The organism is Arthrobacter silvisoli (assembly GCF_003369445.1).
In the GTDB taxonomy this organism is placed as follows: Bacteria; Actinomycetota; Actinomycetes; order Actinomycetales; family Micrococcaceae; genus Arthrobacter; species Arthrobacter silvisoli.
On sequence record NZ_QRCU01000078.1, the window covers coordinates 91,836 to 111,029 of the forward strand.

Annotated in this window: 12 protein-coding genes; 4 read left to right on the plus strand and 8 right to left on the minus strand. The window is 66.2% G+C overall.

Features of this window, described 5'->3' with window-relative positions:
• Positions 1-36: 36 nt before the first annotated feature.
• Genes DWV11_RS19615 through DWV11_RS19630 form a run of 4 tightly spaced genes read right to left on the minus strand, consistent with a single transcriptional unit; the run spans position 37 to position 3,990 of the window.
• A complete protein-coding gene (locus DWV11_RS19615) occupies positions 37-1,122 on the minus strand; it encodes a glycosyltransferase family 4 protein (protein ID WP_115790570.1) in 1,086 nt (361 codons plus the stop codon).
• Positions 1,119-2,063, minus strand: a complete 945-nt coding sequence (locus tag DWV11_RS19620; protein ID WP_115790571.1) for an alpha/beta fold hydrolase — start codon at positions 2,061-2,063, stop codon at positions 1,119-1,121. Before DWV11_RS19620 ends, DWV11_RS19615 begins: the two co-directional genes overlap by 4 nt.
• A 58-nt stretch (positions 2,064-2,121) precedes the next feature.
• A complete protein-coding gene (locus tag DWV11_RS19625; RefSeq protein WP_115790572.1) occupies positions 2,122-3,000 on the minus strand; it encodes an aldo/keto reductase in 879 nt (292 codons plus the stop codon).
• Positions 3,001-3,027: 27 nt separating this feature from the next.
• The gene (locus tag DWV11_RS19630) at positions 3,028-3,990 is read right to left on the minus strand and encodes a sugar-binding transcriptional regulator (RefSeq protein ID WP_115790573.1); all 963 of its coding nucleotides are present in this window, start codon (positions 3,988-3,990) and stop codon (positions 3,028-3,030) included.
• Positions 3,991-4,078: 88 nt separating this feature from the next.
• On the opposite strand from DWV11_RS19630, the gene DWV11_RS19635 reads away from it, so the two are divergent.
• The 3 genes from DWV11_RS19635 to glpK all read left to right on the plus strand — a co-directional run bounded on the left by DWV11_RS19635 (position 4,079) and on the right by glpK (position 8,357).
• Complete coding sequence (locus DWV11_RS19635) at positions 4,079-5,869, plus strand: glycerol-3-phosphate dehydrogenase/oxidase (RefSeq protein WP_115790574.1); 1,791 nt, start codon at positions 4,079-4,081, stop codon at positions 5,867-5,869.
• A 174-nt stretch (positions 5,870-6,043) separates the two neighbouring features.
• A complete protein-coding gene (locus DWV11_RS19640) occupies positions 6,044-6,793 on the plus strand; it encodes an MIP/aquaporin family protein (protein ID WP_115790575.1) in 750 nt (249 codons plus the stop codon).
• Between the two features lie 49 nt (positions 6,794-6,842).
• Positions 6,843-8,357, plus strand: a complete 1,515-nt coding sequence (gene glpK, locus DWV11_RS19645; RefSeq protein WP_115790576.1) for a glycerol kinase GlpK — start codon at positions 6,843-6,845, stop codon at positions 8,355-8,357.
• 115 nt (positions 8,358-8,472) lie between these two features.
• On the opposite strand, the gene DWV11_RS19650 is transcribed toward glpK, so the two are convergent.
• The 4 genes from DWV11_RS19650 to DWV11_RS19665 are packed head-to-tail and all read right to left on the minus strand — an operon-like array spanning position 8,473 to position 16,192.
• On the minus strand, positions 8,473-9,372 hold the full coding sequence (locus tag DWV11_RS19650) for a hypothetical protein (protein ID WP_115790577.1): 900 nt from the start codon (positions 9,370-9,372) through the stop codon (positions 8,473-8,475).
• A gap of 34 nt (positions 9,373-9,406) precedes the next feature.
• Positions 9,407-12,550, minus strand: coding sequence for an efflux RND transporter permease subunit (locus tag DWV11_RS19655; RefSeq protein WP_115790578.1), 3,144 nt, complete (start codon positions 12,548-12,550; stop codon positions 9,407-9,409).
• A gap of 1 nt (position 12,551) precedes the next feature.
• Positions 12,552-13,028 (minus strand): efflux RND transporter periplasmic adaptor subunit, encoded by a 477-nt coding sequence (locus DWV11_RS19660; RefSeq protein ID WP_115790579.1) that lies wholly within the window; start codon positions 13,026-13,028, stop codon positions 12,552-12,554.
• A complete protein-coding gene (locus tag DWV11_RS19665; protein ID WP_115790580.1) occupies positions 13,025-16,192 on the minus strand; it encodes an efflux RND transporter permease subunit in 3,168 nt (1,055 codons plus the stop codon). Before DWV11_RS19665 ends, DWV11_RS19660 begins: the two co-directional genes overlap by 4 nt.
• Before the next feature lie 463 nt (positions 16,193-16,655).
• Here DWV11_RS19665 and leuS point away from each other — a divergent pair, with 463 nt between their 5' ends.
• Positions 16,656-19,187: a leucine--tRNA ligase gene (gene leuS / locus DWV11_RS19670; RefSeq protein ID WP_115790581.1), complete on the plus strand. Its 2,532-nt coding sequence runs from the start codon at positions 16,656-16,658 to the stop codon at positions 19,185-19,187.
• Positions 19,188-19,194 lie beyond the last annotated feature (7 nt).

Below are 19,194 nucleotides of genomic sequence, written 5' to 3' on the forward strand. Positions count from 1 at the left end.
AAGCGTTCAGGGCCGCTGTGGTCGGCACGGTTTCCGTCAGCGCCGTTTCCGGCCCCGCAGGGCCACGACTTCTTCCGCCACCGCGAGCAGCTGCCGGGCCGAATCCTCCCAGCTGAAGTCTGCAGCCCGCTCCACCGAACGGCGGGATCGCTTCTGCCAGAACTGCCCGTCCTGCAGTTCCTGCACCGCGGACGTGAACGCGGCGGGCGAGTCCGGGTCCACATAGCTGGCGGCGTCGGCTCCCACCTCCCGGAAGATCGGGATGTCGCTGGCGATCACGGGGGTGCCCAAGGCCATGGCCTCGACCAGGGGAAGCCCGTAGCCCTCGGCGCGGGACAGACTCACCAGGGCGGTCGCCTTGGCCAGCAGGGCGCTGTACTCCTCGTCCGTCACGCCATTGTGGAAGCGGACGTCCGCGCCGGCGGGCACCAGGGCCTCCAGCTCGGCCCGGCGCTGCGGGGTGATACGGCTGAGCAGGTGCAGGGTGAACCCGGGCAGGCCGGCCATGCCGCGGATCATGGTTTCCACGTTCTTGTACGGCATGAACGAGCCCATGTAGAGCAGGGACTTGTCGGCGCCGCCCTCGGGGTTCCGTGGCTGCTGTCCCGGCTGCGGTGCGTTCCCGACGATCCGCACCGGCCGCCTCGTCAGGCGGTACTTGGCGATGAGGGCTTCGGTGGTGTGGCTGATGGTGGCCACGACGTCGGCCCTGTTCAGCAGGAGCCGCTGCGGCCAGAAGGCCTTGTGGTAAAGCCGCCACAGCAGCCGCACGGGCGCGGGCAGGAAGCCCGGTGGGGCGGGGTGCTCATAGTAGATGAGGTCGTGCAGGGTCAGGACGAGGCCGTATTTGCGGCCCAGGGTACCCATGGTCTGCATGGGGCAGACCACTACGTCGGCGCCGAGCTTATTGACCTCCCGGGCCACGAAGAGTTCCAGCGGCGAGAGCGGGCTGTTGACGAGCGCATGGGGCACGTCCGGCAGCAGGGCGAGCTGGCGCGTGTCGCTGATCAGCATCGTCACGTCGGCGATCTTCGCGGTGGCTGCGATGAGGCTTGAGCCGTAGCGGCTGATCCCGTCGTGGTGGTCGGTCCGGGTAAAACGGGCGTCGATGACGATTTTCACGCGGGATGTTCCTCCAGGAAGGTGCGGATGGCGGCTGCAGCGGGTTCCGGCGTCTCGTAATGGATCAGGTGTCCGACGCCGGGAATCACCACGAGCCGGCCGTCCGGCAGGTTTTCCAGCAGTTTGTGCTGGTCCGGCAGGGTGGCGATCTCGTCTTTTTCGCCGGCGATGAGCAGGACCGGCAGCTGCAGCCGGGGCGCTGCCTCGGCGACGTGGCTGGACACCGAGGCCTTGAAGGATTCGAGCAGGCTGTTCCGGTCCGCGAAGGCGGAGAAGTACGCATCGTGCTGGGCGTGCACGAATCCGCGCAACGGCTTGTCGCGCGTCTTGGCCATGGTTTCGCTCATGACGCGTACGATCAGCCGGTTCCGCAGCAGCGCCAGGCCCAGCCGCCGCGGCAGCCTCGCCGACAGCTGGTAGTAGAACACGGCGAGCTTGGTCATGAGGCCCTTGGGGCCTTCCAACGCGGGGGAGGCGATGGGGTTGATCAGCACAAGGGGCGTGACCGTGCCGGGGTGAGCGGCGACGAAATGGCTCGCGATGATGGAGCCGAAGGAATGCCCCAGCAGCATAGTGTCGCGGCCGAGGCCGAGCGCGGCCATGAACTCGGAGATGAACTTTCCGTAGCGCTCCACGGTGTGCTCGTCCCGGACAAAGGCGTCGGAACTGCCGAACCCGGGCAGATCGGGAACAATGACGCGCATTTCCGGCAGCATGTCGACCACCCGGAGCAGTCCGTGGTGGTCGCCGCGGAATCCGTGGATCACCAGGATGGTGCGGGTGGCGGGTGTGGCGTTGACCGGTTCGTAGGACCAGTAGGCGACTGTGCCGCCGTCGAGCTCCAGGTCCGAGGCGCGGGTCCGCCCGGCCAGGGACGGGCTGAAGAACGCCGCCTGCGGGTCCGGTGCGGGGCCGGAGCGGCCGGTGTCCAGTTGTTCCATGCGTAGGGTCCTAAATCGGCTGGGGTCCAGTTGGCAGCGCTCTTTATGGGCGGCGCTCTTAGTTGACGTTGTCCGGGTGCGAACCCGTGCGGTGGTGGCGTTCAAGGGAGGCCAGGCCGTCCATGTCCTCGGCCGGCAGTTCGAAGTCGAACACCCTGAAGTTTTCCTCGATGCGGGCACCGGAACTCGCCTTGGGGATGACGATGTTGCCCAGTTGCAGGTGCCAGCGGATCACGATTTGGGCCGGCGTCCTGCCGTGCTTTTCGGCGAGCGCCAGGATGGCCGGGTCGGTCAGCACGTGGCCGCGGCCGAGCGGGCTCCAGGCCTCGGTGCGGATGCCGAGCTGCTCGTGCAAGGCCCGGAGCTTGCCCTGCTGCAGCCACGGGTGGAGTTCGATCTGGTTGACCGCCGGCACCACTTCCGCGGACGACATGAGGGTCTCCAGGTGCGCGGGCTGGAAGTTGGAGACGCCGATCGCCCGGACGCGGCCCTCACGGTAGAGGGTTTCCATGGCCTTGTAGCTTTCCTGGAACAGTCCCCGCTCGGGGCACGGCCAGTGGATCAGGTAGAGGTCCACGTGGTCCAGGCCCAGCCGTGTCATCGACTCGTCGAAGGCGCGCAGAGTGGAGTCGTAGCCTTGGTCGTCGTTCCACAGCTTGGTGGTAACGAAGATGTCGTTGCGGGTGAGCGAGTGGAACTCTTCACCGGATCCGCCAGTGTCTTCAAAGCCGTCCGTCGGGGCGAGCGCCCGGCCGATTCCCTTGCCCACGCCGGTCTCGTTGCCGTACATGGCGGCCGTGTCAAAGTGGCGGTATCCGGTGGCGATGGCGGTGGACACCAGCCCCGCGGCGTCCGCCGGGGGGACCTTGTACAGACCGAACCCCAACTGGTCGATCAGGACGCCGTTGTTGAGGCTGAGGCGGGGCGAGGGTTTCATAGCAAAGACTCTACCTATCCACCGGGCTCACGCGGAGCCACCGAAGCTCACCAGGCGCCGCGCCGTTGCCTCGTCCACGATGAGTTCGGTGGCGAGCCGCGCCGCGAGCGCCCCGCGCAGCCCGTCGATCTTGGACGCGCCGGAGACGACGCAGATCCGGCGCCGTACCTGGCGCAGTTGCTCGTGGCTCGGCCCGGTGCTCCTTTCGTTCAGGGTGATTCCGTCCGAGGACCCGTCGGCGCGGAAGAACACGGTGGCGACGTCGCCCACCACGTCCGAACCGGCGAGCAGCTTGAGATCGTCCTCGTCCAGGTAGCCGCCGGCGTACACATGGCTCGGATAGGAGGAATCGACGGAACCCACACCGAAGATCGCGATGCTCATCCGGTCCTGGAGGTCCAGCACCCGCCGCACACTGCGCTCCTTCCACATTGCGGTCTTGGTGGAGGCATGGTCGAAGAACGCGGGCACGGGGAATTGTTCCACCCGGGCGCCGTAGGCGATGCCGAAGCGGCGCATGATGTCGCTGGCGTAGGTGATGCCGGTGGTCTGCATGTTTCCGGCCCCGTTGAGCTGGACCACGATGCTGTCGTGCGTGATCTTGCGGGTCAGGTGCCGGCTCACGGCGCTGATGGTCGCGCCCCAGGCGACGCCGATGATCGCGTTCGAATCGACCAGCGGGCCGATGGTGCGGGCGGCCTGCATCGCCACCCGGTCCAGGGTTTCCGCCTCGTTCAGGGTGTCCAGCACGGGGACCACGTGGACATCCACGTTGTATTGCTCGCGGATCAGCCGCTCCAGTTGCGGGGCTGTGTCCAGGGGGCTGCGGATCTGGATCTGTACCAGCCCGGTGTCGCGGGCAGAGGACAGCAGCCGCGAAACGGTGGAGCGGGAGGTCCGCAGCTCCCGTGCAATTGCGTCCATCGTGAGGTCCTGAAGATAGTACATCTGGGCCGCCCTGAGGGCGTCAGAGTGTCGTGACCGTGGCATCCCAACTCCATTCTGCACGTTCGTGCAAATAGCTTGATTTCATTTTCCATCATTCCAAAGAATGGGTGTGCAAGATGCGCCCGGCGTGATGCGGCGCACAACCCCAAGCCCCAGGAGAGCAGTTTTGGGACACACCACGAACACCCCTTCCGCAGCAGGCGAGCGGGCCTCGGCAGCAGCGTTGCGCGCCCGTCCCCACGCCCGGGTCCTGATTATCGGCGGCGGCATCAACGGCGTCGGCACCTTCCGCGACCTGGCCCTGCAAGGCGTGGACGTTGCCCTCGTTGAACGCGGCGACTTCTGCCAGGGCGCCAGCGGCGCCTCCTCGCACATGATCCACGGCGGTATCCGCTACCTCGAGAACGGCGAGTTCCGGCTGGTGCGCGAGTCGGTCGTCGAACGCAACCGCCTGCTGAAGATCGCCCCGCACTACGTCAAGCCGCTGCAGACCACCATCCCGATCTTCAGCACCTTCTCCGGCGTCCTGTCCGCCCCGATGCGCTTCCTGACCCACAAGCAGGGCAAGCCGAAGGAGCGCGGCGCGTTCCTCATCAAGCTCGGCCTGAGCCTGTACGACTCCTTCTCCCGCGACGGCGGCAGTGTCCCGCGGCACCAGTTCCGCGGCCGGGATGCCGCGCTGGCCGAATTGCCGGCCCTGGACCCTGCGGTCAAGTACACCGCCACCTACTTCGACGCCTCGGTCCACAACCCGGAGCGGCTCACCTTGGATGTGCTGCAGGACGGCGTGAAGGCCGGAGCCGGCAGCGCCTTCGACGGCGGCTCCGCCCGGGCCAGCAACTACGTCTCGCTGGTGTCCATGGCCGACGGCGAAGCCCGGCTGCGCGACGAACTCACCGGCGAGGAATTCACCTTCAGTGCCGACGTCATCGTCAACACCACCGGTGCCTGGGTGGACCTGACGAACAACGCCCTCGGCCAGCCCAGCACCTTCATGGGCGGCACGAAGGGCTCGCACATCGTGCTGGACCACCCGGAGCTCCTGGCCGCGTGCGGCGGCCGGGAAATCTTCTTCGAGCACACGGACGGCCGGATCGTGCTGATCTACCCGATGGGCGACCGGGTCCTGGTGGGAACCACCGACGTCTACGCGGACATGGCCGAGGACGCCGTCTGCACCGAGCAGGAGATCGATTACTTCTTCGAACTGGTGGGCAAGGTGTTCCCGGCCATCACGGTCGACCGGCGCCAGATTGTCTACAGCTTCTCCGGCGTCCGGCCGCTGCCCCGCCACGACGACACCCAGCCGGGTTTCGTCTCCCGCGACTACCGGATCGAGCGGAGCGTCCCCGGCGGGGAGGGGTCCGCCGTCGTCCTCTCCCTGGTGGGCGGCAAGTGGACCACCTTCCGGGCCTTGGCCGAGCACCTCAGCAACGAGGTGCTCGCCGAACTGAAGGTGGAACGCAAGGTCTCGACGGCGAAACTCGCCATCGGCGGCGGCGCCGGCTTCCCCTCGAGCGAGGAAGGCGTGCAGGACTGGATCAAACGCCACATGTCTCCCGGTTTCGGTGCTGAGCGGGTGGCCGGGCTGCTGGCCCGCTACGGCACCCGGGCTGAAGAGGTCCTTCGCTACCTGAAGGCCGGCCACGACGAATTGCTGCGCTCCACCCACGAATTGAGCGTGCGGGAACTGGAGTTCATGGCCGGGCACGAGCAGATCGGCCACCTCGTGGACGTGCTCATCCGGCGCACCTCCCTGGCCTTCCGCGGACTCGTCACCGGGGAACTGCTCAACGAAGTGGCCGAGGTCCTGGCGGGACCGCTGGGCTGGGACGGCCGCCGCAAGGCCAGTGAGATCAAGCACGCCCAGGACGTGCTCCAGCGCTTCCACCGGGTCACGGTACACAGCCTCGTGTCCTGACACCGCGCGTGGAAAGCGGTTTCCGCCCACCCGGTGCGGGAATCCGGGCGGGGGAGCCCGTGCTTCACGGACACCCCCGCCACCGGCCGGTTCCACCCCTCCGGCCGGTATGAGAGAAATGCTGCGGCCCGCAGAACCCGCGGGGCCGCAACAACTGAAAATGAGGAGTCAAAGATGTCTCTTGGAATTGTTTTCCTGTCCGAAGTCTTCGGCACAGCGATGCTGACCCTGCTTGGCTGCGGCGTCGTGGCCAACGTGGCCCTGAAGGGAACGAAGGGCAACAGCGGCGGGTTCCTGATGGTCACCTGGGGGTGGGGCATCGCCGTGTTCGCGGGCGTTTTCGTTGCCGCCAAGTCCGGTGCCCACCTGAACCCTGCCGTCACCCTCGGCCTCCTGGTGAACGGCAAGGCCGAATACGCCCCGGGCGTCGCCGTGGACTTCGCATCCACCCTGACGTACTTCGGCGGCGAACTGCTCGGCGCCTTCCTCGGCGCTGTGGTCTGCTGGCTGGCCCACAAGCAGCACTTCGACGCCGAACCCGTGGCCGCCAACAAACTCGGCGTCTTCTCCACCGGCCCCGCCATCCGCACCCTGCCGTGGAACCTGGTCACCGAAATCATCGGCACCTTCGTGCTGGTCTTCGTCATCCTGACCTTCGGCGGCACCCCCTCCGGACTGGGTCCGTTGGCCGTGGCCCTCCTGGTGGTCGGCATCGGCGTTTCGCTCGGTGGCCCCACCGGTTACGCCATCAACCCGGCCCGTGACCTCGGCCCGCGCATCGCCCACGCCATCCTGCCGATCAAGGGCAAAGGCTCCAGCGACTGGGCCTACTCCTGGGTTCCCGTGGTGGGCCCGCTGATCGGCGGCACCCTCGCCGGCCTCGTGGCTCTCTGGGTCCCCATCATTGCCACCGCTGCCAAGTAGCCTGCAAGCACACCAGACAAAACCGAACCGGAAAGACAAGGACGTCATCGTGAACCAGTACGTAATCGCCATCGACCAAGGCACCACCAGCTCGCGCGCCATCGTGTTCGACCACACGGGCAACATCGTCTCAACTGGCCAGATGGAGCATGAGCAGATCTTCCCGCAGGCCGGCTGGGTGGAGCACAACCCGGTCGAAATCTGGGACAACGTGCGGGAGGTCATCGGTTCCGCGCTGTCCAAGGCGAGCCTGACCCGGCACGACATCGCCGCCGTCGGCATCACCAACCAGCGCGAGACCGCCGTCGTCTGGGACAAGAACACCGGCGAGCCGGTCTACAACGCGATCGTCTGGCAGGACACCCGGACGCAGCCGATCGTGGACGAACTGGCCGCCGACGGCGGAGTGGAGCGCTTCAAGCAGAAGGTGGGCCTGCCCTTGGCCACCTACTTCTCCGGCACCAAGATCAAATGGATCCTGGACAACGTCGAAGGCGCCCGCGCCAAGGCCGAAGCCGGGGACCTGATCTTCGGCAACACTGACGCCTGGGTGCTCTGGAACCTGACCGGCGGCCCCGACGGCGGCGTCCACGCCACGGACGTCACCAACGCGTCCCGCACCATGTTCATGGACCTGGAAACACTGCAGTGGGACCAGGAGATCCTGGACGCTTTCGGGGTTCCGGCCTCCATGATGCCGGCCATCCTTTCCTCCTCCGAGGTGTACGGCCAGGTGCACAGCTCCCAGCTGCTCCGGGAGGTGCCGGTTGCCGGCATCCTCGGCGACCAGCAGGCGGCCACCTTCGGCCAGGCCGCCTTCCAGCCCGGCGAGGCGAAGAACACCTACGGCACCGGCTGCTTCCTGATCTTCAACACGGGCGAGGAAATCGTCCACTCGAAGAACGGGCTGCTGACCACGCTCGGCTACAAGCTGGGCGACGACAAGCCGCACTACGCCTTGGAAGGCTCCATCGCCGTCACGGGCTCCCTGATCCAGTGGCTGCGCGACAACCTGGGCCTGATTTCCACGGCCCCGGAGGTCGAGACCCTCGCCGCCTCGGTCAATGACAACGGCGGCGTGTATATCGTCCCAGCCTTCTCCGGCCTGTTCGCGCCGTACTGGCGCGCGGACGCCCGCGGTGCCATCGTCGGCCTGACACGCTTCGCCAACAAGGGACACATCGCCCGTGCGGCACTGGAGGCCACCGCCTTCCAGACCCGCGAAGTTCTCGACGCCGTCAACGCGGACTCCGGCGTTCCGCTCACCGAGCTGAAGGTCGACGGCGGCATGGTCGCCAACGAGGCGCTCATGCAGTTCCAGGCGGACATCCTGGGCGTTCCGGTCGTCCGTCCGAAAGTCGTGGAAACCACGGCCCTGGGCGCGGCCTACGCGGCGGGCCTCGCCGTCGGCTTCTGGAAGGACCTGGGGGAGCTGTCCGCGAACTGGGGCGAGGACAAGCGCTGGGAGCCGCAGCTTCCCGTGGAGGAGCAGGAGCGGCAGCTGCGCCTCTGGAAGAAGGCGGTCACCAAGTCCATGGACTGGGTGGACGAGGACGTCCGCTGAGGCGGGACGCCTTGACGCAAGCCCGCTGATGCAGGCCCGCTGAGTAAGTGAAGGCCGGGGTGGCAGATGCCGCCCCGGCCTTCACCGTGCAGATGGGTTCACGGTCCGGTCCGGCTCACGGCCCGACCGTGGCCGGCGCGGTCTTGGCGTAGACGCTCCTGCTGACCTTGTAGCCGCGCGCGTCAATCTCCAGAGCCTGGGCATTGACCTGGTCCAACTGGGCCGCGGTCAAAGTCCGGATGCTGACAAGGTCCATGAATTCCTGGTCCGGGCCGCCAACTGCCGTCACCTTGACCAGGCCGGTACCGGCCGAATAGAACTTCCGTTGGTGTCCGGCGTCGGGCGGTTCAAGGGGGTTGTATTCGTCGATGACGAGGACGTCGTCGTAGCAGCCGGTGGGGACGCAGACGCGCTGGTGTTTCTGGAAGACGCTGCCGCAATCCAGGAAATCGACCTTGGGCGCGTACGCCTGGACATGGTCGGGCGCGGTCAGGGACGGCCTGGCCGGCATGGCGGTGCCGGCCTGCGCCTTCGCAAGGCCGTGGATGAAGGTGCTCGGGGCGCCGACGAGTGTGCCGTTCTCATACTCTTCGGGGTACTCGCCGAAGAGCCACACCGCGCCCTGCCGGCTCTGGGCGAAGAACGCCAGTTCGGATTCCTGCAGCTGGCCGTCCTGGTAGTCGCGGTCCCACAGGACACGGGTCGTGACTCCGTCGATCACCTTGCTCAGTCCGGTGACGGTGTGGACGACGGAGTGCGCGTGGACGCCGTCCTCGGAGGTGACCGTCCCGGTGGTGGTGTACTGCATTCCTGGCTTCAACGGCAGCCATTTGTTGCTGATCTTCGTGGGCTGGGTGAAGTCGCTTGCGTTGTAGTGGATGGCGGACCCGGGTCCGCACAATTCGTCGGGCGCCGGGGTCGCCGCAGCGGTGGCCGCGGATGCGACGGACAGCGTGGCCGCAAGCAGCAGCAGGGCCGACGTGCCTGCTGTGCTTCGGCGGAACCGAGGGAACATGGGCTTCCTTTCGATGGTGCGGTGCCGCGCGTGGCTACCCGGCCGGGACCGGCACGGGCTGTGCGCCCCGGCGGCCCTTTCCGGTTCGCCGCGACTTGGCAAAGCGCAGGTACAGGGAGGGGACGATGAACAGGTTGACGAGGGTCGACGAGGCCAACCCACCCAGGATCACAATGGCCATCGGGTACTCGATTTCGTGGCCGGGGAGATTCCCCAGGACCACCAGGGGAACCAGGGCAAGGCCTGTCGCCAGCGTGGTCATCAGGATGGGCGAGAGCCTTTCCGCCGCGCCGCGCAGCACCAGGGAGGGGCCGAACTCCTCGCCCTCGTACTGTTCCAGGTGTTGGCAGTGGTTGACCAGCAGGATGCCGTTGCGGGCAGCGATACCCATCACGGTGAGGAAGCCCACCAGCGAGCCCAGGGAGAGGATGCCGCCGCCCAGGAAGGCTGCAAGGACACCTCCCACCAGCGCAATCGGGAGCGTCAGCATGATGAGCGTGGCCAGCCGCCAGCTGCGGAATGCGGCCTGCAGGAGCAGGTAGATCATGACCACAGCGCCAGCGGCGAAGAGCAGCAGCCGCTGCGTTGCGGCTTGGCGCTCGACGTACTCGCCGAGCACGACCGCGTTGTATCCGGTGGGGAATTGGATCGTCGCCAGCCCGGCCTTGAGCTTGTCGACGACGGCGGCCAGGTCGCCTTCCTTGACGTTGGCGCTGACATCGAGCTCGCGCGAGCCCCCGTTCCGCTCAATGACGTTCGGAGTCGGCTTGACCTGGACCGAGGCGACATCACCGATGCGAATCCTCTTGCCGGAGGGTGTGTCGATCAGGAGGCTTTCGACGCTGCTCACGCTGGTGCGGGTGGCGGGAGGGCTCCAGACCTGCACGTCGTAGGCCTTGTTGTCGTGGAAGATGTCGCCGGCTTCCTCCCCCGAGATCAGCGTTGCCGCCGCCCGCCGGACGTCACCGGGCTTGAGGCCGTACTGCCGAGCCTTGGCCAAGTCCACTTGCACGTCGATCTGCGGCACGTTCACTTGCAGGGACACCTTGGCGCCGATCGCGCCCGGTATGCCCGCCAGCACTTCCTTGACCTTGTCTGCCTGGGTCCTTAGCTCCGTCAAGTCGTCGCCATAGACCCGGACGACGACGGCGTAGCCGGTGCCCGTCAGGACTTCACGGATGCGTTCCTTGAGGTAGGTCTGCACGTCGCGGTGAATGCCCGGGTAGCCCTCCACGACCTGCTGGATCGAGGCGAGCGTCGCGCCGTAGTCCACTGCCGGATCCACGCTGATCCAGTTCTCACCGAAGTTCACGCCCACCACTTCGTCGGCGGCGAACGCCTGGCCGATATGGGAGCCGCAGTTGCGCACCCCGGGAATGGTCATGAGCTCGTTGCAGGCGGCCTGGCTGACCCTGACTTCCTCTGCATTGGACGTGCCCGGCTGCGTAACCCAGTGCATCAGGAAGTCACGCTCCTTGAAGTCCGGAAGCAAGGACTGGCCCAGCAATGGCGCCGTGACGATCCCGGCGATGGCCAGCACACCCACAGCGGCATAGCCCGGAACCGGGTGCTTGACAGCGGGCTGAAGCGCCTTGTGGTACCAGCGCTTCAGCACCCGGACCACCGGGGGATCTTTGTCCTCCAGCGGGGCGTTGCGCAGGAAGATGTACGCAAGAGCCGGCGTCACCGTGAGGGCAACGACCATCGATGCGAGCACCGCCAGCGTGTAGGAGATCGCCAACGGCCGGAAGAAGGCGCCGGTCAGGCCGTCCAGGAAGAAGATCGGGACCGTTGCTGCGATGATGATGAGCGTCGCGTAGACGATGGGTCCGCGGACTTCGATGGAGGCGTTGACCACCACCCGTGCGGTGCCGGAGCCGTCGCCCTGGGCCCGGTGCTTGCGCAACCGCCGCACGATGTTTTCGACGTCGATGATGGCGTCGTCGACAACGACGCCGACGGCGATCACCAGCCCGGCAAGCACCATCGTGTTGACCGTGCCTCCGGTCCAGTAGAGCACAAGCCCGGCAGCCACGAGGGACAAGGGTATTGCCACGACGCTGACGAAGGCCGTGCGCCACTGGAACAGGAAGAGGCTCAGCACCAGGATGACCAGGAGGCAGCCGAAGAGGAGCGCCAGGCTGAGGTTGTGGATGGATTCCTCGATGAAGGTGGCTGGCCGGAAAATGGTGGTGTCCACCTTGATGTCCGTCAGCCCGGGCTGGAGCTGCTTGAGTGCTTCCTCAACGCCCTTGGTAACTTCCAGGGTGTTGCCCCAGGGGAGCTTTTCCACGATCAGCATCAGGCCGGGTCCGCCGTCGATCACCGCGTCGCCAATCAGCTGCTGGTGGTCTTCGACGACGTCGGCCACGTCACCCAGCTTCAGGGCGCCTTCCGGCCGTTCCTCCACGGTGACCTGGGCCAGGTCCGCAGGAGTGGTGATGGCTTGGACGTGCCGTATGCCGAGGCTCTGGTTGGGAGTCTCCATGGCGCCGCCGGTTCCAAAGAGGGAACCCGGGGTGTACTTGAGCAAGCCGGAGTCGAGGGCTTCCGATGTCGCCGTCATGACCGACTCCAGGCTCACATTGTGGGCCTGCATCCGTGCCGGATCTGCCTGGACTTGGAGCATCTGGAGCCGTTCGCCCCAGATCGCCACGTTTGCCACGCCGGGCACGCGAAGCAGGTGCGCCCGGATGTTCCAGTAGGAGATCATGGACATTTCAATGAGCGAGCGTGTGTCCGATGACAGCCCGATCTTCATCACGCGGCTCGTTGAGGAGAGCGGCTGAAGCATCAGCGGCGGCGCGGCCCAGGTCGGCAGCGTCGGAATGACCGTCGCCATCCTCTCCGAAACGAGCTGCCTGGCGGTCAGCTGGTCCGTGCCCGGCTTGAACAGCAGGACGATCGAGGACAGCTGGGAGACGGACTTTGACCGCAGTTCAGCCAACCCTTCGACGCCGTTGAACGCTTCTTCGAGCGGCACGGTGACGAGCTGTTCGACCTCAGAGGCCGTCAGGCCGAGGCAAGCCGTCTGCACCTCGACCTTTGGCGGGGCGAATTCCGGGAACACGTCGACGGATGCCGTGCTCAGCTGGGCGCCGCCCACCACCATGAGCACCGCTGCGAGCGCCAGGATGATCGAGCGGAACCTCAGGCTGGCGGCAACAATGCGGCGCATGTCAGTGGGCCGTGTCGAATTCGGCGCCGAAGAGCTCGGCCGCTGCTCTGGTCACCACCAGGGTGCCTGCGGGCGGGCCCGCGGAAGCGAAGACCGTGCCGTCATCAATGCGGGTCACCGTGACCGCCTGCCGCTGGTACACGCGCGGCTCAGGGTTGGTGTAGACCCAGGTGGCGCCTTTGGCATCGTAGAGCAGCGCGTCATACGGCAATCTCAGCGCGGCGCCTGCCGTCCCGGACCGGACAGGTGTGGTCTTGAGGTCCAGTCGGGCGATGGCCTTCTCCGAGAGCGTGATCCTGGCAATCCCGGTCGTGGCGTTCTTCTCGACTTTGGCAGCCTGCTCGGCCTGCGAAGAGCTCGAGGAGGCCGCCACCGAAGCTTGGCCGCAGCCCGACACGAAGAACAAGCCGAGAACCAGCCAGAGCGAACTGGCCACGCCGGCCGCCGCTTGGCGGCCGGTTGAAGGACGACGTGTCATCTTGCTTCCACCTTTTCCTGTGTCACAGGGACATCCACACGGTAGATCGCTTCCCAGTCCTCCGGGCCGTGTTCGGGACCGAACCACAGCAGCACCAGGGGAACGACCAGGAGTGCGAAAAGTGTCGTGGTCACCAGACCACAGACGATGATGATGGCCATCGGCGCCAAGGCACCTGAGCCTGCCGCTCCGCCGAGCAGCGAGAGCGGGATGAGGACTACGGCGGTGATGGCCGCTGCCTTCAGCACTGGAGCCACGCGTTCCTTCGCGGCTGCCAGAACCACTGTGGCCCGGGAGGCGCCGGGGTGCTCCCGCCAGCCTCGGTCACAGGTTGCGGCGAAGACAGCTATGTTGCGGACGGCAACGCCGAGCAGTACAGCCAGCGCCGTCAAGCTGATCCAGGAGACGGACGGGCCGGCGAGGAAGGCCGCCAGGAAACCACCGGAGAGTGCCGCGGGGAGGCCAAGGAACGCGGCCACGGCTGTCTTCCAGCTGCGGACGGCGGTCTGCAGCAGAATCAGCACACCGATGAGGGCCGCTCCGCCAATAGCGAGTACGAGCATGTCGGCGTTCTGCTGGTCGGCGTACTTTGTCGGGATCTCGGCGTGGTACTCCAGTGGGAACTGCACGGTGTTGATCGCGGCTTGAATGTCGCGTTCGACGTCGGCCAACGGGCGGCCGCTGACTTCGCCGACGATGTCGAGGTACCGGCTCGTGGCGTGGTGGTTGATGACGGTTTCGTTCGCTGCGAGTCGCACCTTGGCAACGTCACCGAGCTTCACGTGGCCGCCGCTTGGAGTATCCAGGAGAAGCTCACGCAGGCTCGTCACGTCGTCACGGACGTCAGCGGTTCCGCGAACAACCACTTCGAAGACCTTTTGCTGCTCGAAGAGGTTGCCGACAACGATGCCCTGCATCAGGGTTGCGGCTGCGCGCCTTGCGTCGCCGGGCTTGATGCCCGCTGTCTGGGCCGCCTTGAGGTCAACTTCGACCTCCAGCACAGGAAGCTTCGTGGTGGAGTTCAGGCGCGGAGAGTTGAGTCCTTGTATGCCCGTCAGGGCCTTGCGGACCTCCTCGGCTTTCTGCGCCAGGATGTCGGAGTCCGTGCCGTAGACCCGCACAGCGAAGCCGGGCTGAATTGCGTCGCGTGTGGCACCGATTTGCTGCTGTGAGTAGCTCACAAGGTTGTGGGCGATTCCGGGGTAGCCGTCCACGATCTCCTGGACTGCGCTTTCAACCCGGGAGTAGTCGGCGTTCTGCGCGACCGAAACCCACAGCTCGGCCGAGCTGTTGCCGACCACTTGGTCGGAGGTGATGGCACGGCCAACGTGGCCTCCGACGCCGGACACGCCGGAGACGGTACGCAGTTCGTCCGCTGCCCTCGCCGCGATCCTGCTGACTTCGGACGTGGACGTTCCGGCCATCGCGTCCCATTGGATCAGGATCGTGCGATCGGGCAGCGTGGGCACTACCGCGCGGTTGCCGGGCAGTTGCGACGCGGCCAGCAGGCCGGCGAGTCCGACGACGGCGACGGCCGCAGCGCCGAGGGGGAGCCTGCGGCGTCCTCTGTCCAGGGCCAGGCCATAGTAGCTCCGGGCTTTCCGGAAGCGGTTCGATTCATGCCTGCGGACGGCGTCGCGCTTCAGCAGCAGGTGAGCCATCACGGGCGTGACGCTGATTCCGACGACGAACGCCGCCAGCAGTGCCAGGGCCATCGACCAGACGAGGGGACGGAAGAAGGCCGCGTCGATTCCGGTGCTGAAGAGGGTGGGCACCAGGGCCAGGACGACGGCGAGGGACACGAGCAGCAGTGGTACGCGTACCCACCGGACGGCGGCACTCACATACGACTTGAAGTCGCCGTTCTGTTGCCTTCCATCGGGCAGCGGGGAGCCGCGGAGCTGGGCATGGATGTCCTCAACCACGTCACCCACAATCAGTGTCACCGCCAGGAGGATTCCCACCAGGACACTGATGTTCAGGGTGCTTCCCTGCAGTTCCAGGACCAGCACAGCCGCAGTGACTGACGTCGACAGCGCCACGAAGGCGACCAGGGCGGCACGCCACGACCTGAAGAGGAACCAGAACAGGGCCACAAGAAGGATCAGGCTGATGAGCAGGGCGATGCCCAGGCGATCGACGGTTTCCTGCAGGGCCGAGGCCGGCCGGAACACCGAAGTGTCGATGTCCACGCCTGTGAGGCCCGGTTCGAGGTCCTTGAGGGCAGATTCGACTGCTTTGGTTACCTGGAGGGTGTTGGCGGAAGGGAACTTTTCGATGACGAGAAGGAGTCCTGGATCCTGCCCGACGATGGCATCGCCAATGAGGGGCTGGTGGTCTTCCTTCAGGGTGGCCACGTCACCCAGCACAAGGGAGGGGTTGGAATCCTCCACGTGGATCTGGGCCAGCTCCTGTGGATTCCTGATCGGCAGGACGTGCTGAATGCCGAGGCGCTGGTTGGACGACTCGATGAAACCGCCGGTGCCAGGTGTAGACGCCTCCAGGAAGCTGAGCGGCGAAACCCACACGGCGTTGCCTGTGGACTGGATGATCTGCTCCAGGGTCACGCCTTTGTCCCGCAGCGTGTTGGGATTGACCTCCACCTGGAGCTGTTGTTCGCGCTGGCCCCAGATGGACACGTTGGCGACACCCGGGACCCCGATGAGCCGAGGCTTGATCTTCCACCGTGCAAGTACGGACATATCGATGCCGGTCAGCTGCTTGGATGACATTCGCACCATGAGCAGCCGGCTGGTTGAAGACAACGGCTGCATGATCAGCGGCGGCGACGACACATTGGGCAGGGCGTGCGCCTGGGTCATGCGCTCGGCAACCATCTGCCGGGCACGCATCAAGTCGGTGCCTTGACGGAAGACGAGTTCGATGGAGGACAGGCCCGGGACGGACTTGGACCGGATTTCTTCCAGCCAAGGGACGCCGTTGAGCAGGTCCGCCTCCATGGGAGTGGTGATGAGCTGCTCTACCTCGGCCGCGGACAGCCCCAGCGCCTCGGTCTGGATCTCAACGTGGGCGGGAGCGAACTCCGGGAGGCCATCGACGGCCATACGGGGAATGTTGACGATTCCGAAGGCGATAGTGCCGGCAGCAATAGCGAGCACGAGGATCCGGAATTGCAGGCTGAACCGCGTAATCCACCCGAACATCGCTAACGCCTGGACTGTTCGCTGCGGGCGGGGCGGGGGACGGCTCTCCTGTTCCCGCAGGCGTTGGGGAAACGAGCAGACAAAAGGCGCATTTCAGTCTCCAAATCGTGAGACCTTTTGTCATTCCCCCCAGGCTCGGTATCATATTGGACTCCTTTCTGCAAGTTGGCAATGAAATCCGGTACTCGTTTTTGGACCGGCCGTGTACTTACGTGGTGTGTGCCCGCTCTTGCCCCGCCATCGCTGCGTGGAATGCAGGCGCTCTGCGCCAGCCGGGCCGGGCTCCGTGCATTTGGTGCGCTAGAGTAGGGGCATGCGTGCGATCCTTCTGCTTAGCTAGCCGCCCGGTACCGGAACTACCGAGCGGCCGCCCCTCCTTGTCGAGGGGCTTTTGTGTGTCCGGGCAGGTGCCGGGGCTGCAGCAGGAGGCCATACCGCCAAGGAAGAACAGAAGAGGGCAGCAGTGAGCGTTCACCCGGAGACCGAAACCGGAGCACAGGCAGGAACGGCGAACACCCCCGAGGAGGGTGTGTACAGCTTCGCAGCGATGGAGGCCAAGTGGCCCCAGGTGTGGGAGGACCTCAAGGTCTTCACCCCCTTGGACGACGGCTCCCGCGAGCGTCGCTACGTGCTGGACATGTTCCCGTACCCCTCCGGCGACCTGCACATGGGCCACGCCGAAGCGTTCGCCATGGGCGACGTCGTCGCGCGCTACCTGCGCCAGAAGGGTTATGACGTCCTGCACCCGATCGGCTGGGACTCCTTCGGCCTGCCCGCCGAAAATGCCGCCATCAAGCGCAACGCCCACCCCAGCGAGTGGACCTACACCAACATCGACACCCAGGCGGCGTCGTTCAAGCGGTACGCGATCTCCGCCGACTGGTCCCGCCGCCTGCACACTTCGGACCCGGAGTACTACCGCTGGACCCAGTGGCTGTTCAAGCGCTTCTACGAGCGCGGCCTGGCCTACCGCAAGGATTCCCCGGTCAACTGGTGCCCGAAGGACCTGACCGTGCTGGCGAACGAGCAGGTCGTCAACGGCGCCTGTGAACGTTGCGGCACTCCGGTCACCAAGAAGTCCCTGAACCAGTGGTACTTCAAGATCACCGAATACGCCGACCGCCTGCTCGATGACATGTCCGAGCTGCAGGGGCACTGGCCCGAGCGGGTCCTGGCCATGCAGCGGAACTGGATCGGCCGCTCCGAGGGCGCCCACGTCCGTTTCGTCATTGAAGCTGCCGGACGCCGTCCCGAGAAGGAAGTGACGGTCTTCACCACCCGCCCGGACACCCTGTACGGGGCAACCTTCTTCGTCGTCGCCGCCGACGCCCACCTTGCCCTGGACCTGGTCACCCCGGAACAGCATGACGAACTCATGGCCTACCGCGAGAAGGTCAAGGCCCTCTCCGAAATCGAGCGCCAGTCCACCGAACGCGAGAAGACCGGTGTGTTCACCGGCCGTTACGCCATCAACCCGCTCAACGGCGAAAAGCTGCCCGTCTGGGCCGCCGACTACGTCCTCGCGGACTACGGCACCGGCGCCATCATGGCAGTTCCGGCGCACGACCAGCGCGACCTCGACTTCGCGAAGGCCTTCGGGCTGCCGGTCCGGGCTGTCCTGGAGACCGGCGCCGAGGACCCCGCGGAAAGCGGCGTCGCCACCTCCGGTGAAGGCACCCTGAAGAACTCCGGCGAGTTGGACGGACTGTCCAAGGCCGAGGCCATCCCGGCCGCCATCGAGATCCTCGAGAAGCTCGGCACGGGCGAGAAGTTCGTGAACTTCCGCCTGCGCGACTGGCTGCTGAGCCGCCAGCGTTTCTGGGGCACCCCGATCCCGATCATCCATTGCGCCGAATGCGGGGAGGTTCCGGTCCCCGATGACCAGCTGCCCGTCACGCTGCCGCAGGACCTGCGCGGAGAAGCCCTCGCCCCGAAGGGCACCTCCCCGCTGGCCGCCGCTGCGGAATGGGTCAATGTGGAATGCCCCAACTGCGGCCGGGCCGCGCAGCGCGACACGGACACCATGGACACCTTCGTGGACTCCTCTTGGTACTTCCTGCGCTTCGTCTCTCCGCATTACACCGACGGCCCCTTCGACCCGGCGAAGATCAATGAGTGGATGCCTGTCGGCCAGTACGTGGGCGGCGTCGAGCATGCCATCCTGCACCTGCTCTACGCGCGTTTCTTCACGAAGGTAGTGCACGACATGGGCCTGCTGGACGCGGACGAACCGTTCAGCGCCCTCCTGAACCAGGGCCAGGTGCTTAACGGCGGCAAGGCCATGAGCAAGTCGCTGGGCAACGGCGTGGACCTGGGCGAGCAACTGGACAAGTTCGGCGTGGACGCCGTGCGCCTGACCATGGTGTTCGCCTCCCCACCGGAGGACGACGTCGACTGGGCGGATGTTTCGCCGGCCGGCTCGGCGAAGTTCCTGGCCCGCGCCTGGCGGCTCGGCCAGGACGTCAGCAGCGCGCCTGGCGTCGACTTCTCCGGCGGCGACCGCGCCCTGCGCACCGTCACGCACCGTACCATCGCCGAGGCGGCGGTACTGCTGGACAACAACAAGTTCAACGTCGTCGTGGCCAAGCTGATGGAGCTGGTGAACGCCACCCGCAAAACCATAGATTCAGCCTCCGGCGCCGGCGGAGCAGACCCTGCCGTCCGCGAAGCCGCCGAGGCTGTCGCTGTGATCCTGAGCCTCTTCGCCCCGTACACGGCCGAGGACCTCTGGAACCAGTTGGGCCACCCGGCCTCTGTGGCGAACGCCGGTTGGCCGGTCCACGACGACTCGCTCCTGGTCCAGGAAACCGTCACGGCCGTGGTCCAGGTGCAGGGCAAGGTCCGCGACCGCCTCGAGGTCGCGCCGGACATCGCCGAAGATGCGCTGCGCGAACTGGCTCTGGCCAGCGACAACGTGCAACGTGCACTCGATGGGCGTGGCATCCGCACGGTGATCGTGCGGGCCCCCAAACTGGTGAACATCGTCCCTGCCTAGCCGGGAA

Coding starts and splice junctions, on each gene's coding strand:
- DWV11_RS19625 (WP_115790572.1), bottom strand. CDS start 3,000: ATGAAACCCTCGCCCCGCCTCAGCCTCAACAACGGCGTCCTGATCGAC.
- DWV11_RS19640 (WP_115790575.1), top strand. CDS start 6,044: ATGTCTCTTGGAATTGTTTTCCTGTCCGAAGTCTTCGGCACAGCGATG.
- DWV11_RS19650 (WP_115790577.1), bottom strand. CDS start 9,372: ATGTTCCCTCGGTTCCGCCGAAGCACAGCAGGCACGTCGGCCCTGCTG.
- DWV11_RS19620 (WP_115790571.1), bottom strand. CDS start 2,063: ATGGAACAACTGGACACCGGCCGCTCCGGCCCCGCACCGGACCCGCAG.
- DWV11_RS19665 (WP_115790580.1), bottom strand. CDS start 16,192: ATGTTCGGGTGGATTACGCGGTTCAGCCTGCAATTCCGGATCCTCGTG.
- DWV11_RS19655 (WP_115790578.1), bottom strand. CDS start 12,550: ATGCGCCGCATTGTTGCCGCCAGCCTGAGGTTCCGCTCGATCATCCTG.
- DWV11_RS19630 (WP_115790573.1), bottom strand. CDS start 3,990: ATGCCACGGTCACGACACTCTGACGCCCTCAGGGCGGCCCAGATGTAC.
- DWV11_RS19635 (WP_115790574.1), top strand. CDS start 4,079: ATGCGGCGCACAACCCCAAGCCCCAGGAGAGCAGTTTTGGGACACACC.
- DWV11_RS19660 (WP_115790579.1), bottom strand. CDS start 13,028: ATGACACGTCGTCCTTCAACCGGCCGCCAAGCGGCGGCCGGCGTGGCC.